We start from the raw sequence: 16614 nt of genomic DNA on the forward strand, positions 1-16614 counted from the left end.
AACTCGTTCATCGCTGTGTCTGCTTTGATGGCCATGTCCTGTGGTGCGTCGCAGGCTGCGGATCTGCCGCAACGCTCGGCCGCGACGGCGGCCACCGCCTGGAACTGGACCGGTTTCTATGTCGGCGCCCATGTCGGCGCCGGGTTCGGCACCGCCAAGGTCGACAACCCCTACGGACCGTCGATCTACGGCGACACCGTGCGCGCGCCCAAAGCGCTCGCGGGCCTGCAGGCCGGCTACAACTGGCAAATGCCGGGCTCGCCCTGGGTGCTCGGTGTCGGGGCTGACGCCTCGGCGATCGACGCCGACGGCACCGACACCTGTCTGGCCTATTCCGGCCAGTTCGTTTCGGCGAACTGCCGCATTCGCGAACACGTCCTGGGAACGCTGACCGGGCGCCTCGGCCATGTCTTCGGCGCGCAGGGCCGGTCGCTGATGTACGTCAAAGGTGGCGGCGCGTTCCTGGTCGGCAATCTGACAATGACCACCAATGCGTCGGACTATCTGGCGCAGCCCGGCGCCGAGCTGAACGCGACGCGCTGGGGATGGACCGTGGGAGCCGGCGTCGAACATGCGTTGACGTCGCGCTGGTCGGTCCGCGCTGAATACGACTACGCGAACTTCGGCCGTCAGGGAATCGACGCCCCCGGCGGCGGGTTTCTGCAAACACCGTTCGATCCAACGTCTCTGATCAACACGGCCGGCGCGCCGACCCAGGTGCGTCAGGACATGCACCTGATCAAGCTCGGGCTGAACTATCAATTCGGGCGCAGCGACGGCTCGCTCGATCAGGCTTCGTTGCTGCCGGTGAAAGCGCCGGCTGCCAGTTCGTGGTCGGCCTGGCAGTTCGAAGTCGGCGCACGTTACTGGTACAGCCACGGCCGCTATCAGAACGATCTGACGCTCAGCACGGTCAATGCACTTCAGGAGCATCTGGTCTCACGGCTCACCTATGAGAGCGAAGGACACTCCGGCGAAGTGTTCTGGCGGGTCGACAGCCCGCAGAAGCTGTTCGTGAAGGGCTTTGCCGGTGGCGGCGCGCTGGTCGCCGGGAAGATGAACGACGAAGACTGGTTCCCCACTGATCGGCAAAACGCCACGGCGTATTCAAACACGGACCACGCCAGGGTCACCGGCACGATCGCCTATGCGACGCTGGACGCCGGCATCGATCTGTTCGGCGATGCGTCCGGCAAGTTCGGCGTGTTCGCAGGCTACAATTTCTATCGCGACCGCAAGGACGCATTCGATTGCCGCCAGATCGCACTGGCTGATCCGACGTCATTCTGCGGATCGTCACAAGGCATCTCGATCAGCCAGTACGAAGACTGGCATTCGCTGCGGATCGGCGCGAACGGCACGCTGACCGTCGCGCCCAACACCAAGCTCCTGGTCGACGCCGCCTACCTGCCCTACACGCATATTTCGGCGCTGGACATTCACCACAACAGGACCGACGTCGCCGACAAGAACTCGCCGGCCTGGGGCACCGGACGTGGCGTCCAACTCGAAGCGATCCTGACTTACGACGTGACGCCGACATTCAATGTTGGTGTCGGCGGACGCTATTGGGCGATGTGGGCGACGGATGTGGAGACCGCAGGATTCGGCAGCCCGGTAACCACTCAGTTGCTGCCGATCCGCGTGGAGCGCTACGGCACCTTCGTGCAGGCGTCGTACAAGTTCGCCGTTCACTAACCGGCGCTTGACTCGGTCCGTCCAACGCAGCCGGTCCGCCAGCAGCGCTCATCAAAATGCCCGGCCTTTCGGGCCGGGCATTTTGTCTTCCCCAGTATCGCTCAACCGCGTTTGCTCAGGCGCCGTTGAGGAACTTCAGCGGATCGACCGGGGTCGATCCCTTGCGGATTTCGAAGTGCAGTTGCGGCGACGACACCTCGCCGCTCTGGCCGGACTTGGCGATCACCTGGCCGCGCTTGATTGACTCGCCTCGCTTCACCATCAGTTCGCTGGCGTGGGCATAGGCCGAAACGTAGCCGTTGGCGTGACGGATCAGCACCAGATTGCCGTAGCCCTTCAGCTCATTGCCGGCATAGGCGACCACGCCGTCTTCAGCTGCCTTCACCGGCGTGCCCTCAGGCACCGCGAGGTTGATACCGTCGTTCGACTTGCCGTTGGTCTTGGCGCCGTAGGCTGCGATCACGCGGCCGCGGGCGGGCCAGCGGAAGCTCGGCAGCGCACCGGTCGCCTCGGCCGCTTTCACCGGTGCGGCTTCGGCCGGCGCCGCGGGCGTCTCGGTCGGCGCCACCATCCGGGCCTTCTGCGGCGGTTCGGCCGGCGCGGGAGCGGCATTCGCCATCCGCACCGGAGCAGCAGCAGCCGGCGCCTGAACCTGGGTCTGCGCCGGCGCAGCGGCGGCGACCTGGGCGCCCGGCACGTTGATCTTCATGCCCGGCTTCAGCTTGGTCGTGGTGGTGAGATTGTTGTAGCGCGCGAGCTCGCCGAGCGGGATGTTGTTGCGGCGCGCGATGTTGATCAGCGTGTCGCCGTTGTTGACGTAGTGCACGCGCGCCGGGCCCGGTGCCGCAGTTGCGACCGGACGCGGAGCCGGCGGAGCAGAGGCAGGCGCAGCGATCGGTGCGGCCTGAGCGACCGCGGCATTGCGGCTCGGGATGACGAGCTGCTGGCCGGGCTGCAGCCGGCGCGGCCCCTTGTAGCCGTTGGCGCGCAGGATCTCGGCGGTCGAGACGTGGTAGCGCTGCGCCAGGATCTCCAGCGTATCGCTGGTGCCGACGATGATCTTCGTCCCGGAGCTGTGAGCCGGAACCGCGGCCTGCATCGGCTGTGCGGCAGCGACAGAGCGCGGCGCTGGCACAGTGCCGGTCGGCTCGATCGGCGCACGCGGCGGCGGCTCGTAGGACGCAACTCCACGCCCGCCGCCGGAGTAGCCCCCGCCCCCATTCGCGACCGGATAGGACGATGGCGACGACAGCGGCGGCAGCGCCTGAGATTGATACTGAGGCTGATACGGCTGCTGGTATTGAGGCCGCGCGTATTGCGGCAGCTCTCGGCGCGGAGGCTGAGCCACCGATCCGGTAGTTTCGACAGGCCCGAACGGGGCCTGCTGAAAGCGTGTCTGCATGTCGGCGCTGCACGCACTGAAACCGACGGACATCAACGCCAGCACCGCAACTTGCGGGGCGCGGCGCGAGCAAAGCAACGCGGCGACGCGGGACATGGTTACTCACTCTTACGCAATACGATTGGTAAATTGAGTAAACACTGCGGCAGTAAACAACCGTTTAACCTTGCGCGGAAACCGCTTGTTGACGCTGAGAAAATCAAAACCGGCGTGGGTTCAGAGCTCGCGTGCGGTGCCGCGCAGCGCGGGCACGAAACGGACCTCGCCGAGCACCTTGCGTTCGTCCCCGTTCGCGCCGCGGCGCACCCGCATCAGGCTCTGCCGTCCGTTTGCCGGTCCGACCGGCGCGATCAGCACGCCGCCGGGATCGAGCCGCTCGAGCAGCCGCGCGGGCAGCTCCGGCACCGCCGCCGTGACCAGGATGCGATCGAAAGTGCCGGCGGTCTCCGGCAGATCAAAACCGTCGCCAAACACCACCTCGACATTGTGGCAGCCGAGCTCGGCGAGCCGTTTGCGGGCGCGGTCAGCCAGCGTCTTGAAGCGCTCGAAGCTGAGAACGTCGGCGGCCAGCCGCGACAGCACCGCGGCGTGGTAGCCGGAGCCGGTGCCGATCTCCAGCACGCGGTCGCGCGGCCGCAGCTCGAGCTGCTCGGTCATGAACGCCACCACGAACGGCTGGCTGATGGTCTGGCCGCAGGCAATCGGCAGCGCGGTGTCGCGCCAGGCACCATCGCGATAGCCGGCATCGACGAAACGGTCGCGCGGCACCGCCTCCATCGTCCGTAACACCGCCTGATCGCTGATTCCGCGCCGCCGCAGACTGAGCTGGAACATCATCTTTTCGGGCGGCGGCGCCGCGGGGCTCGGCATATCGGGTCTCGCGATCGGTCGGTGCGCGCCAACTCTGGTTCCGGGTGGCGCGATTCTCAGCAGAGTGTTGGCGTGCGGACCGAGACCTTGCAAGTGCGGAGCGCCACGCAACGCACCAAGCGCCGCTTGCATTTGCCATCCCGCCGCTTATTTGCGACGGTGGTCGACAACGCGCCGTGACGCGGCTTGGCGCCCGCAACAGAACATTTTCGAGGACATCACCCGATGACGACACCGAGTCCGACCGGCGGCTCCGTTTTCCTGGTCGAGGACGAAGCGATGATCCGCATGATGGTGGTCGACATGCTCGAAGAGCTAGGTTTCTCGGTCGCCGCCGAGACCGGCGAAATCAACGAGGCGCTGCAGCTCGCCGAAGCGACCGAGTTCGACATCGCGATCCTCGACGTCAACGTCAACGGCAAGGTGATCTCGCCGGTCGCCGATCTGCTCAAGGCGCGCAACCGCCCCTTCATCTTCGCCACCGGCTACGGCACCCAGGGCGTGCCGGAAGATTATCGCGACCGCCCGGCACTGCAGAAGCCGTTTCAGATCGAATCGCTGAAGCAGGCACTCGACGCCACCCTGCGCGGCGCGGCGTAATTCCGTCGGATCATCTCCGGACGCTGCGCCGTAGGATGGGTTGAGCGCCAGCGAAACCCATCGAACCTACACGCCGATAGGATGGGTTTCGCTGCGCTCGACCCATCCTACGCGCTATGCGCTCGTTTCGCGCTTATCCCAGCGTCTTGGTCAGCGTTTGCGAAAACCCTTCGTCGGTGCGGTCGAGCTTGAGCGGCGTCACCGAAACGAAGTTGGCGGCGAGCGCGGCCAGATCGGTGCCTTCGGCCGGCATGTCGGCGACTTTGATCTTCTCGAAGCCGATCCAGTAGTACGGATTGCCGCGGCCGTCGTGGCGCTCGTCGATGCGCAGGAAGCCGGGATTGCGCTTGCCCTGCCGCGTCACCACCACGCCCTTCACCTCGTCCGGCGTGCAGGCCGGGAAGTTGATGTTGACCACGGTGTTCTTCGGCACGCCGGCCGCCATCACCTTGCGGATGATGCCCGGCGCGTGCGTCCGCGCGGTCTCCCACAGCGGCGCGTTGCGCGTCTCGATGGTGAATTCCTGCGACAGTGCGAAGGACGGCAGGCCAAGGATGGTGCCTTCCAGTGCACCGGCGATGGTGCCGGAATAGACCACGTCCTCGGCGACGTTGCGGCCGCGGTTGACGCCCGACAGCACCAGATCAGGCGCCTTGTCCTTGAGGATGAACCGCGAGCCCATGATCACGCAGTCGGTCGGCGTGCCGCGCACCGCGAAGTGCCGCGGGCCGACTTCGCGCAGGCGCAAGGGATCGTTCAGCGACAGCGAATGCGACACCCCGGACTGGTCGAGTTCGGGCGCCACCACCCAGACGTCGTCGGAAATCGCGCGGGCGATCTGTTCGACCGTCTGCAGGCCGGGCGCATGAATGCCGTCGTCGTTGGTGCACAGAATCCGCATGTCGCTGGGCTGCCTCTCTGAAGGTCTTTCTTGAGGCCGTCGTCATATCCGGCCCGGCCGCGAGAGGCAAATACGGCCGACGCCGACCGGATCGGCCGGCGCCCCCCGGGACGCGGTGCTCAGGAGGCGCCCGAACATCACCAGCGCGCGGTGACGCTGCCGAGCACGGTGCGGCCCTGCGTGAAGGTGCAGTTGCCGCCGTTGCAGATGCCGATGCGCTGATCGCCAAGATTGCGCGCGTTGACGGCGAACCGCACGCCGCGGAAATCGTAGTGCACGCCGGCGTCGAACGCCGTGCTCGCCGGATTGCGCACGGTATTGGCCGCGTCCGCCCAAGTCTGATCGATCCAGCGCACGCCCGCGCCGAGACCGAACCCGGCGAGCGTGCCGGTCTGCCAAGTGTAGTCCATGAACACTGCCGCCTGCTGGGTCGGAACGCCGATCGGCACCTTGCCGAGATCTGCGTCGTTGCTGCGCGTCACCTCGGCCTCAGTGTAGCTGTACGAGGCGATGCCTTTCAGACCCTCAGCGAGCGACAGCACCGCCTCCAATTCCGTCCCGCGCGACCGGATCTGCCCCGTCTGCACCGAATACATCGCGCCGAACACCGGATCGACCGTCAGCACGTTGTCCTTGGTCAGGTTGAACCAGGTCGCCGTGAAGTAGCTGTTCCAGCCGCGCGGCTGATACTTGACGCCGGCCTCGAACGACTCGCCGGTGGTCGGCGCGAACGGCGATGCCCCCCGCCCCGGCGCCGTGGTGCCGGCCTGCGGCAGGAACGACGTCGCGTAGTTGACGTAAGGCGCGACACCGCTGTCGAACAGATACAGCAGCCCGGCGCGCCCGGTGAAGCGGTCAGGCGTGCTGGAGGTCGTCGTTCCCGACAGTTCGTTGTACTGCGACAGCTCGGAGAAATCCTGCCGGCCGCCGACCGTCAGCCGCCATCCGCCGAGCGCGAGTTGGTCCTGCACATAGAGGCCAAGCTGTCCGAGCGACTGCCGGTTAGCAGCGAGCGGCGAAAGCTCGGAGGTCGGGAACGCGACGCCGAAGACTGGATTGGTCAGATCGAGCGGCGGCGCCGACCCGACCGAATAGCCGAACTTCGTCGACTGCCTGAAATAGTCGAGGCCCGCCAGCACGGTGTGCTTGATCGGCCCGGTCGCCAGCTTCGCCTCGATCTGGCTGTCGATGGCGAAGGTATTCAGCGTCTCCTTGAAGTTGGATGCGTAACGGTTGAGCGTGCGCCCATCGGCCGATAGGCCGAGCCCGTCGATCATGTCGCCGTCGAGCCGGGCGTGGCCGATCCGCACGTTCTGCCGGAACGTCAGCGCTGGATCGAAGCGGTGCTCCAGCCGGTAGCCGATCGATGCCTGCGATATCTTCAGCACGTCGAACGCGGGATCGCCGAGCCGGATATTGGTGGCCAGCCCGGTAGTCGGGTTCTGCATGTAGTACGGCCACATCGAGGCCATGCTGCGCGTGTACTCGGACAGGATGGTTAGGGTCGTGTCCTCGCCCAGCTTCGCAGTGACGCTCGGCGCAAGGTAGACGCGGTCGTCCCAAGTGCCGGGAATCTGCGTGCCGCTGTCGCGCACCAGGCCGGTGAAGCGATACAACAGATCCTCGTGGCCGGGCACCGGCCCGCTGAAATCGAACCGTCCCTGATAGCGGTTGAAATTGCCGACGTCGAAGCCGGCTTCGTTCAGGCGATACGGCAGCGGCATCTTGCTGACGTAGTTCACTAGGCCGCCCGCGTCGTTGGCGCCGTACAGCACCGAAGACGGTCCGCGCAGCACCTCGATGCGCTCGGCGCCATAAGGCTCGTTGCGGAAATAGACGTAGAGACCGTTCCCCTGCCGCAGACCGTCGCGATAATTGCCGAACTGCGTGCTCGAGAAGCCGCGGATCATGAATTGATCGTAGCGTGCGTCGTAGCCGAACGGCTGCGTCTGCACGCCGGCCGTATAGGCCAACGCCTCGCCGACCGTGCGGGCGCCGGTGTCGCGGATCTGATCCTGGGTCACGACCGAGACCGACTGCGAGCTTTCGATCAGCGGCGTATTGGTCTTGGTGCCGGTCGCACTGCCGGACGCAACGAAACCATTGACCGGCCCGGTCGCGCTCGACAGCGTCGTCGCGGATGCCGGCACGGCCGCGGCCGGAGGCTGAGCCGGTGTGGGGCGCAGCGCTGTTCGTCGCGGCTGTGTCGCCGTCGAGCGGCGATCGGCGCGCGCCGGCCGCGCCTGCGCCGGCTTCGGCGCATCGACCGTGACCGAAGGCAGCGATGTCTGAGCATGGCCCGCGACACTCCAGCCGGCATCCCCGATCAACAAACTGCAGCTCGCGAGCGCAACGCGTCGCGAGACTTTCCACCTCGGCATTTCCAATCCCCCAGTACCAACAACCGAGGGCTTATGCGGGGGGCACGCAGCGAGAACAATTTGAATAGGTCAAGAAATGAGCTGCGGCATTCGCCCGCATTGCGCTGAGAAAGACCCGCCAAGTGGGCTTGCGAGCATCGCGGCAAGTCTGGGCCGTCGTCAGCCTGGAACGATTCCAGTTAAGCGCCGCGCCGATAGCACCACGCCCACACGATCAAGTAGCGGCTTGCGAGGCACGCAACTCTGTCAGAAGCACAGGCCCAGCATCTTGATGCTGCAGTCGCGCTGCACCGACTTGGGTTGAACCGACTTGGATTGAACCGATTTGGGCTTCGCCAGCTTTTCCTTGGCGGTCCCTTTCGCAGAAGCCGCAGCAGGCTTGGCTGACTTTGCGGGCGGCTTGGCTTTCGGCTTCTCGTCGCCGCCGGCGATCACCATCGCCCAATAGGTTCGGCCGCTCGCGCTTGATCTGACGCTGGCGACGCCGACCTTGGAGGCGCCCTTGAGCAGCAGATTGGCGCGGTGGCCCGGCGAGTTGATCCACTGCTTCAGCGTATTCGGGAAATCCGGATAGCCGTAGGCGATGTTCTCGGCGGCGCGCGATACCTTGGCCGGCGCCACGCGCGACGTGAACGGGCCGCCGGCTTCGTGACTGAGGACGTCCTTCGATGCCATTGCGACGGCCTGCCGCTGCGCGATCGCATTCAGCGCCGCGTCCATCACCACCTTGCCCTGGCCGTTCTTGGCGCGGAAAGCGGAGATCATCTCGGCGGGCCCAGCGGCGAAGGCGGGCAGCGCAGAAACTGAAACGAAGAAGGTCACCGCAAGTATCAGCGTCATTGCGAGCGCAGCGAAGCAATCCAGCGCCCGGCGCACAGGGCTGGATTGCTTCGTCGCTTTGCTCCTCGCAATGACGGAGAGAGACATGGCGCTTACGCCTTCGCGATCACCTTCAGCCCGCCCATGTAGGGCTGCAGCACGTCGGGGACGGCGATCGAGCCGTCTTCCTGCTGATAATTCTCGATCACCGCGATCAGCGCTCGGCCAACGGCGGTGCCGGAGCCGTTCAGGGTGTGGACGAAGCGTGGTTTGCCGTCCGGACCGCGCGAGCGCGCGTCCATGCGGCGGGCCTGGAAGTCGCCGCACACCGAGCACGAGGAGATTTCGCGATACGCACCGCCCTCGCCCTGCCCCGGCATCCAGACTTCGATGTCGTAAGTCTTCTGCGACGCAAAGCCCATGTCGCCGGTGCACAGCGTCATCACGCGATAATGCAGACCCAGTCGGCGCAGCACTTCCTCGGCGCAGGACAGCATCCGGTCGTGCTCGTCCTTGGACTGCTCCGGCGTCGTGATCGACACCAGCTCGACCTTGGTGAACTGATGCTGCCGGATCATGCCGCGGGTATCACGCCCCGCCGCGCCGGCCTCGGCACGGAAGCACGGCGTCAGCGCGGTGAGCCGCATTGGCAGTTCTTTCTCGTCGAGGATGGACTCGCGCACGAGATTTGTCAGCGAGACTTCGGCGGTGGGGATCAGCCAGTACCCCTCGCCGCCGCTGCCGATTGCGCCGGCCGCGAACTGATCCTCGCGAAACTTCGGCAACTGCGCGGTGCCGAACATCGCATCGTCCTTCACCAGCAGCGGCGGGTTGACTTCGGTGTAGCCGTGGTCGCCGGTGTGGACGTCGAGGAAGAACTGGCCGATCGCGCGTTCCAGGCGCGCGAGGCCCTTCTTCAGCACGGTGAAGCGCGCGCCGCTCATTTTCGCGGCGGCTTCGAAGTCCATCATGCCGAGCGCTTCGCCGAGGTAGTAATGCGGCTTCGGCGCAAACGTGTAGCTCGGCTTTTCGCCGAAGCGGTGATGTTCGACGTTGCCGTGTTCATCGGCGCCTTGCGGCACCTCAGGCAGCGGCAGGTTCGGGATTTCCGACAGCGCCTTTTTCAGCGCCTCGTCGGCCTCCTTCACGGCGGCGTCGAGCGCCGGCATTGTGGTCTTCAGTTCGGTGACTTCAGCCATGAGCGCCTCGGCGCGGGCGTTGTCCTTGGCCTTCTTGGCGTCGCCGATCTCCTTCGACGCCGCATTGCGCCGCGCCTGCGCCTGCTCGGCGGCCTGCACTGCGGCGCGGCGGGCTTCGTCGAGCTTGATCAGGCTATCTGCGATCGGCGCCAGACCGCGCCTCGTGAACGCCGCGTCGAAGGCTTGCGGATTGTCGCGGATCGCTTTGATGTCGTGCATGGAATCGCCTCGTCAGGCCGGGCCCGTCCCGGCCGTCCGCGTGTTGCGGAGCAACGTCTGTAGAAGACGGCAATGCCCGGCACAAGGCCGTGCAGGACAACCGTGGGCTTTCAGAACTGCCAGCTCAACAGGCCGCGGACCTGGTCGCGTCGGACGCGCTCGCCGCGCTGGGCGGCGTACGCTAGTCCCGCCCGCGCCTGCGGCCCGAGCTGCAGATCGAGCCCGCACTCGACCAGCGCGGTGTCGCGGTCGAGCGGAACGCCAGCGACCGCAAACGGCTCGCCGGTGCTGCGGAACGCGAGCTCCGCGATCGGTGCCGTGGCGCCGAACGCATGCTGCCAGGACGCCGCCAGCCGGGGCATCGCCACCAGACCGGGCGACAGCGTGAAACTGGTCGTCAGCCGGCCGCCCAGGGTCGAATAGCCGATATCGTCGTTGCGGCTCGTCCCCGTCAGCGCGGTGATGCCGCCGCCTTCGGCGAACCCATCGCGATGCAGATGCACCAGCGCCAGCCCGCCGAACGGCTCGGCGATGGCCTGCCCGACCGCCACGCGGTAGCCGATCTCGCCGAACGCCTGGACGGTGGTGGCATCGTAGCGCGCGCCGGCGATGTCGGTGACGCCGGGGAAGCTCACCGAGCGGCTGGTCGAAAGCGTGCTGAAGCTGGCGGAGGCCGCCGAGCGCAGCCGCCACGGGCCGGCCTCGCCGGATGCGTAGCCGGCGAGATGCGCGGTATCGATGTCGGCGGAACTGGCGCGGTCGCGCACCGTCACGGTGGAGCCGGTGGTGCCCCCCGCGAGGCCGACCTGCCAGCCGGAGCCGAAGCGATAGTCGACGCCGCTGAAGAAACCGGCGACCGATCTGCTGGCCTCCGCGGCATTGCCGTCGCTGCCGCTGCGGCCCCAGGTGCCGACGCCCTGCGCCCAGATGTTCGCGCCTGTGGCCTGAACGGCGTCGGCAGCGGTGCTCTGCCGCATCCGCCCGAGCACCGCCTCGCGTAGGATCAGGCTGTCGTCGAACAGCGTCGACTGGGCGCCGGCATGGACCTCGCCTGAGAGTGCGTCGAACGCGCGCGGTGCCCCAGCGGTCGATTGCGTGGCGATCAGCAGGCCGAGCCCATTCGCCGCTGAACCTGCATCGAGCGCATTGGCGACCGCGGCCTGATTGGCGCTGGTCGCCAGACTGGCGAACGGAACGGCGTTGCGGTTGAGCGTCAGCGTCACGGTATTGGCCGTAGTGTTCAGCGACGATGCGAGGAACGGCAGATCGGCGGTCACCGCGCGCGCGAAGCTGCCGGTGATGCCGCCGGCGGCGGTGAGGATCGGATAGGCCTGACCGAGGATCGGGCTGTGTCCGATCAGGCTGGCGATGACGGTGCCGCCCGACAGGTTCGCGGTGCCGCCGACCTGGATCAGATCCGCGGTCGCACCCTCGACCTGCGCGACGTAAGCGGCGCCGGCCGATACGCTGAGATTGCCGGTGACCTGGATCGTGCCGACCGAATGACCGGGCGACACGATGGAGCCGCCGCGCAGATCGAGCGAGCCGAACGTGCCGGTGCCGCCGAGCCAGCCGGCGTTGGTGAAGGCGCCGCTGCCGCTGAAGCGGCCATCCACCACGCCGGCATTGTACACGGTGCCGTCGTTAGTCAGCGCGCCGGTGAACGTACCGCTGCGGCCGACCACGAAGCTCGCACCGGACGCGACCCACAGCGGCCCGAGCAGACTGCCGCTGAGGCCGAGCGAGCTGCCGCTCTCGATATGCGTGCCGCCGGTGTAGGTGTTGGTGCCTGCGAGCACGAGCGTGCCGGTGCCCGCCAGCGTCAATCCGCCCGGGCCGGAGATATCGTTGCTCCAGACGTCGAACGCGTTGAGGCCGCCTCGCGACGCATCCATCGTCACCGTGACGTTGCTGCGGAATGCGCCGTAGCCGCCGGCGGCGGCATAGAGGTTGATCCGCGCCCAACCGCTGCCGTTGTCGAGCGGAACGCCCGATGCGGTCTCGGTGGTGTACAAGATCTCGTTGAGCTGATCGGTCGTCAGATACGGATAACGCGTCGCGATCAGATAATGCGCTTCGGCGGGCACCACCGGCGGCAGATCGGTGCGACCGACCGACGGCAGGCCATAGGTCATGAATTGCAGATAAGCGCTGGCCTGCCGGGCATAGGTCGAGGCGGTCGGGATCACGCCGCTACTGAGACAGGCGATCAGATCGGCGCAGGCCGCGGCGTAAGGCGAACTGCCGCCACCGCCGAGATAGCTCTGCATCGCCGTGCTGAGCCCCACAAGCGTGCCGGTATTGAACAGCGCCGACGGATACAGCGGATTGCCGGCCAGCATGTTGGCGATCACATAGGTGGCCGAGATCCGGCCGCCGATCACGTCGAGCGGATAATGCACCGCGAACACGTTGAGGTCGTAGGAGAAGTCCACCAGAGACAACGCGAACTGCTGGTAATAGCCGGGCGCGAGGATCGCGAACGGGATCGCGTTGGCGGTGGCCAGAATGGTGTGGGCGCTGGGAAAATCGCCGACCTTGGAGTCGCCGAGCACCCAATTGACGTTATAGGCGCCCGGTGTCTGCTGGTTCTGCCAGGCCAGATAGGACGAATTCTGCGGCGTGAACGGATGGCTGAGAATCTCGGCCGAGACCTGATACGGCGGCGGATTGCCGACGCTGTCCGACTGCCCCGGCAGATAGCCGTAGGCCCGACCGTAGATGTCGGTGGCGCCGAAGAACGACTTCATCGGCACGATCTGATTGTTGGCGATGATCTCCAGCTCCATCGCCTCGATCTGGTGCGGCAGCGGCGTGATCGTCGGCAGGCCCTGGGCGTTGTAGTAATACGCCGGATTGCCCGGAAAGGCGCGGATCAGCACGTTGGCTGGGACGGCCGGAATGATCAGGATGGTGGCGGAGGCGACTTTGTCGGCCTGCGAGGAATTCAGGTAGATCTCGTTTTCCTTGCGCAGATTGGCGTCGAGCAGTGCCCGCCCCTCCGCACTCGACAGCAGCTTGTTGAATTGCGCCAGCAGCGCTTCCTGGTCGGCTGCCTGCTGCAGGCAGAGGCTGTTGCAGTTCTGCGCGCCGGCCACGCGGGGCGCGGCAACCAGCACGCCTAAAGCGATCACAAACGCAGCCCGGAGAATGAGATTCTTGAAATTGCCCATCGACCGCTCGTTCACCCGGCGACGCCGGTCAGCGAGACCAAAGGCCGACAGCTTGGGGTCGATTCGGAAGGCGGCGCAATCCAGCCTTCGTTACCACCGAGACCTGCGCCGACTTCGCCTGGTGGCGAAGGCCGGTCGAGCAAAGCGGATCTGCGGCGTCGGCACAGCCAACGCCGGTCCGGCCTTCAGGGGAGAAAAATAGCCTGCCCTACGCCGACGGTGCCGAAGAGTCGGTGCTGGCGCTGGCTTTCGCGTCCTCGGCGGCGCGCTTCTTTTCGACGATCGACACAGCGATGATCGAGCCTTCGTACAGCAGCAGCAGCGGGATCGCGAGCGAGGCCTGGCTGATCACGTCGGGCGGGGTCAGCACCGCGGCGATGACGAAGGCGCCGACGATGAAGTAACGGCGCTTTTCCTTGAGCTGCTTGGCGGTGAGCACGCCGATCCGCCCGAGCAGGGTCAGGATCACCGGCAGTTGGAACGCCAGGCCGAACGCGAAGATCAGCGACATCATCAGCGACAGATATTCGCCGACCTTGGGCAGAAGCTGGATCTGCGCGGTTTCCTCGCCGCCGACCTGCTGCATGCCGAGCGAGAACCGCACCAGCATCGGAAGCACCACGAAGTACACCACCAGCGAGCCGAGCACGAAGAACCCCGGCGTGGCAATCAGATACGGCAGGAAGGCGTTCTTCTCGTGCTTGTACAGGCCCGGCGCGACGAATTTGTAGATCTGGGTAGCGATGATCGGGAACGAGATGAAGCCGGCGCCGAACATCGCCAGCTTGAGCTGGGTGAGGAAGTATTCGAGCAGCGCGGTGTAGATGAACTTCGAGTTCTCGGGCCCTGCGACCCAGACGAACGGCCAGACCAGCACGTTGTAGATCTGTTTGGCGAAGAAGAAGCAGAAGATGAACGCGATCCCGAAGCCGAGCAGCGCCTTGATCAGGCGCGAGCGCAGCTCGATCAGGTGGTCCATCAGCGGTGCCTTGGAAGCCTCGATATCGTCGGCACTCATGACGCTTTGGCGTCCTTGGGCAGTTCGGGGTGAGCGAGATCCGGCGGCGCCGCTTCGGGGGTGGCGAGCGCGTGGCTCTCGGCCGCGACCGGCAGATTCGCCGGCTCGGACGCCTGCACCTCGCGCACGATCGCCAGCGGTTCGGATATTGCGGCGTCGTGCACGGTCGCTTCGATCAAAGTCTCGGCCGTCGGTTGCGCCGGCGTGGTCGGTTCGACCGGCGGGGCCTCAGAGGTGCTCGGCGTGGCGGGCTTGTCCAGCGCGATCGCGTCGTTGACCTCGCCCGACAGCTTGGTGAGCATGTTGTTGGTCGACAGTCCGCTGGCGGCTTCCTTGACCTCGTCGAACGATTTCTTGAGGTCGGCCATTTCGGCCTCTCGCATGGCTTCCTGGAACTGACCCTGGAACTCACTGGCAAGCCGCCGCGCCTTGCCCATCCATTGCCCGACCGTGCGCAATACGCCCGGTAGTTCCTTGGGGCCGATCGCGATCAGCGCGACCACCCCAACCACCATCAGTTCACTCCACCCGATGTCGAACATGAAACGGCCGACTATGCCTCAATGCGCCCGCGAGCTCACGATCCGCGTGCGGGCAAGCTCGCCGCCCGCGCGTTGCGCCGTTCCGAAGGTGCCGGCGGCGTGGGGCGCCGACGGATCAGATCCCGTCGATTCGGCAACGCCGCGCTCCCGAAACAACGGCGCGGCTTTCGCGCCTGCGCGCTCAGACCGCCTTGCTGCCGACGTCGGTGCGGTTGGCTGCACCAGGCGTCGCGGAGTGGTCGATCGACTTCACCGGCTCGGACGTTTCCGCCGTCTTTTCATCGTCCTGCAAGCCCTTCTTGAAGGACTTGATGCCCTGGGCGACGTCGCCCATCAGGTCGGAAATCTTGCCCCGACCAAACAGCAGCAGGACGACCGCGATAACGACGATCCAGTGCCAGATACTGAGTGAACCCATCCTGCATTCTCCCGAAACTCGACCGGCACGCCAGCCCTATTCTTCAGCGAAGCTAGGTGAAAGAGCCGCCCAAAACAAGGATTTATGCCGGCGCAACGGTGAGTTGATCAGCGTCCATCAGGTTCCTTGTCGGGCGCAGGCGCGGGCTCACTGGTGCCCATCGTCCCGCTCCGGCGCGTCGTGGCCGGTCGCGTCCTCGGAGCCGTCCGGCTCAGAGGTATCGAGTTCCTCGGCAGCGGTATCGAGATCGCTTTCGGCTTCGCCGATCGAGGCTTCTTCGCTCTCCGCGACGGTATCCTCGACCAGATCCGATTCGATCAGTTCCGCCTCGGCGGTCTCGAACTCGGTGGCCACCTCGTCCTCCGAGGTCAGTTCGTCGCCATCCGCCGTCTCCGCCTCCAGCTCGACCTCGCCGACCTGATCGGTCTCGTCGCCTTCAATGTCGCCCGTCTGTTCGATCTCGACGAAGCCGGTTTCGTCCGCTGCCGCTTCGATCCCCTCGGCCGTCGTTTCGATCATGCCGGTCTCGGGCGCATCGGCATCCAGCTCGGCCGCTTCCGCCGCGCCGAGCTCTGCATCGCCAGCCTGCGCCGCTTCGGCAGTCTCCGGCGCAGCGGCAGCGGTCTCCGCGGCGTCGCCCTCCAGATCCAGTTCGGGCTGCGGCGCAACCGACAGATCGAGATCGCCGGGCTCGAGCGGATCTTCGTCCTCGCGCAGCTCCGGATCGTCCGACGGCGTCGGCACACTGAAGCCGGTCGGCAGGCGGGTGTCGAGCAGGCCGGTGCCCTTGAGCTCTTCGAGGCCCGGCAGATCGGTCAGCGACTCCAGGCTGAACTGCGACAGGAACGCTTCGGTGGTGCCGAACGTCAGCGGACGGCCCGGCGTCTTGCGACGCCCGCGCGGCTTGATCCAGCCGGTCTCCAGCAGCACGTCGAGCGTGCCCTTCGAGGTCGCCACGCCGCGAATCTCTTCGATTTCGACGCGGGTGATCGGCTGGTGATAGGCGATGATCGCCAGCATCTCGATCGCGGCGCGCGACAGCTTGCGGGTCTCGGTCGACTCGCGCGTCATCAGCCAAGCGAGATCGCCCGCGGTGCGGAACGTCCATTTGCTGGCGATGCGAACCAGATTGACGCCACGGCCAGCGTAGTCGTCCTGCAACTGCTTAAGCGCCGCCTTAATGTCGACGCCTTCCGGCATGCGCTTGGCGAGCGCAGACTGCTCCAGCGGCTCGGGGGACGCGAACAGCAGGGCTTCGAGCAGGCGCAGCTCCTCGGGCCGGGACTGCGGCTGCTGTTCGGCGCTGTCATCGGCGAGATGTTCGACCGGTTGTTCGAACTCCACGATGCGCTTCTCCGCCAGACTTGCCATGGC

13 protein-coding genes are annotated in these 16614 nt (G+C 66.1%); 2 read left to right on the forward strand and 11 right to left on the reverse strand.

Annotated elements, in window-relative coordinates; all coding sequences use genetic code 11:
* Positions 1–27: 27 nt before the first annotated feature.
* Positions 28–1698: an outer membrane protein gene (locus M9H71_RS14120; protein WP_455405606.1), complete on the forward strand. Its 1671-nt coding sequence runs from the start codon at positions 28–30 to the stop codon at positions 1696–1698.
* Between the two features lie 115 nt (positions 1699–1813).
* On the opposite strand, the gene M9H71_RS14125 is transcribed toward M9H71_RS14120, so the two are convergent.
* Both M9H71_RS14125 and M9H71_RS14130 read right to left on the reverse strand, forming a co-directional pair.
* The gene (locus M9H71_RS14125; protein ID WP_455405607.1) at positions 1814–3196 is read right to left on the reverse strand and encodes a peptidoglycan DD-metalloendopeptidase family protein; all 1383 of its coding nucleotides are present in this window, start codon (positions 3194–3196) and stop codon (positions 1814–1816) included.
* 120 nt (positions 3197–3316) lie between these two features.
* Positions 3317–3970: a protein-L-isoaspartate(D-aspartate) O-methyltransferase gene (locus M9H71_RS14130; protein WP_455405608.1), complete on the reverse strand. Its 654-nt coding sequence runs from the start codon at positions 3968–3970 to the stop codon at positions 3317–3319.
* A gap of 225 nt (positions 3971–4195) precedes the next feature.
* Between M9H71_RS14130 and M9H71_RS14135 the strand changes: the two genes are divergently transcribed.
* Positions 4196–4570, forward strand: coding sequence for a response regulator (locus M9H71_RS14135; RefSeq protein ID WP_011158390.1), 375 nt, complete (start codon positions 4196–4198; stop codon positions 4568–4570).
* Between the two features lie 133 nt (positions 4571–4703).
* On the opposite strand, the gene surE is transcribed toward M9H71_RS14135, so the two are convergent.
* The 9 genes from surE to scpB form a co-directional block, all read right to left on the reverse strand.
* Positions 4704–5471, reverse strand: a complete 768-nt coding sequence (surE, locus tag M9H71_RS14140) for a 5'/3'-nucleotidase SurE (RefSeq protein WP_455405609.1) — start codon at positions 5469–5471, stop codon at positions 4704–4706.
* Positions 5472–5608: 137 nt separating this feature from the next.
* On the reverse strand, positions 5609–7804 hold the full coding sequence (locus M9H71_RS14145) for a TonB-dependent siderophore receptor (protein ID WP_455405610.1): 2196 nt from the start codon (positions 7802–7804) through the stop codon (positions 5609–5611).
* 294 nt (positions 7805–8098) lie between these two features.
* Complete coding sequence (locus tag M9H71_RS14150; protein WP_455405611.1) at positions 8099–8779, reverse strand: CAP domain-containing protein; 681 nt, start codon at positions 8777–8779, stop codon at positions 8099–8101.
* Positions 8780–8784: 5 nt separating this feature from the next.
* On the reverse strand, positions 8785–10089 hold the full coding sequence (gene serS, locus M9H71_RS14155) for a serine--tRNA ligase (RefSeq protein ID WP_455405612.1): 1305 nt from the start codon (positions 10087–10089) through the stop codon (positions 8785–8787).
* Positions 10090–10199: 110 nt separating this feature from the next.
* The gene (locus M9H71_RS14160) at positions 10200–13262 is read right to left on the reverse strand and encodes an autotransporter outer membrane beta-barrel domain-containing protein (protein WP_455405613.1); all 3063 of its coding nucleotides are present in this window, start codon (positions 13260–13262) and stop codon (positions 10200–10202) included.
* 208 nt (positions 13263–13470) lie between these two features.
* Complete coding sequence (tatC, locus tag M9H71_RS14165; RefSeq protein ID WP_455405614.1) at positions 13471–14280, reverse strand: twin-arginine translocase subunit TatC; 810 nt, start codon at positions 14278–14280, stop codon at positions 13471–13473.
* Positions 14277–14822 (reverse strand): Sec-independent protein translocase protein TatB, encoded by a 546-nt coding sequence (gene tatB / locus M9H71_RS14170; RefSeq protein ID WP_455405615.1) that lies wholly within the window; start codon positions 14820–14822, stop codon positions 14277–14279. Before tatB ends, tatC begins: the two co-directional genes overlap by 4 nt.
* A gap of 181 nt (positions 14823–15003) precedes the next feature.
* The gene (locus M9H71_RS14175) at positions 15004–15240 is read right to left on the reverse strand and encodes a twin-arginine translocase TatA/TatE family subunit (protein ID WP_164604933.1); all 237 of its coding nucleotides are present in this window, start codon (positions 15238–15240) and stop codon (positions 15004–15006) included.
* A gap of 147 nt (positions 15241–15387) precedes the next feature.
* Positions 15388–16611 carry an SMC-Scp complex subunit ScpB gene (gene scpB, locus M9H71_RS14180; RefSeq protein WP_455405616.1) on the reverse strand — a complete coding sequence of 408 codons (1224 nt, stop codon included), beginning with the start codon at positions 16609–16611 and terminating at the stop codon, positions 15388–15390.
* Positions 16612–16614 lie beyond the last annotated feature (3 nt).

It is taken from the genome of Rhodopseudomonas parapalustris (assembly GCF_053772255.1).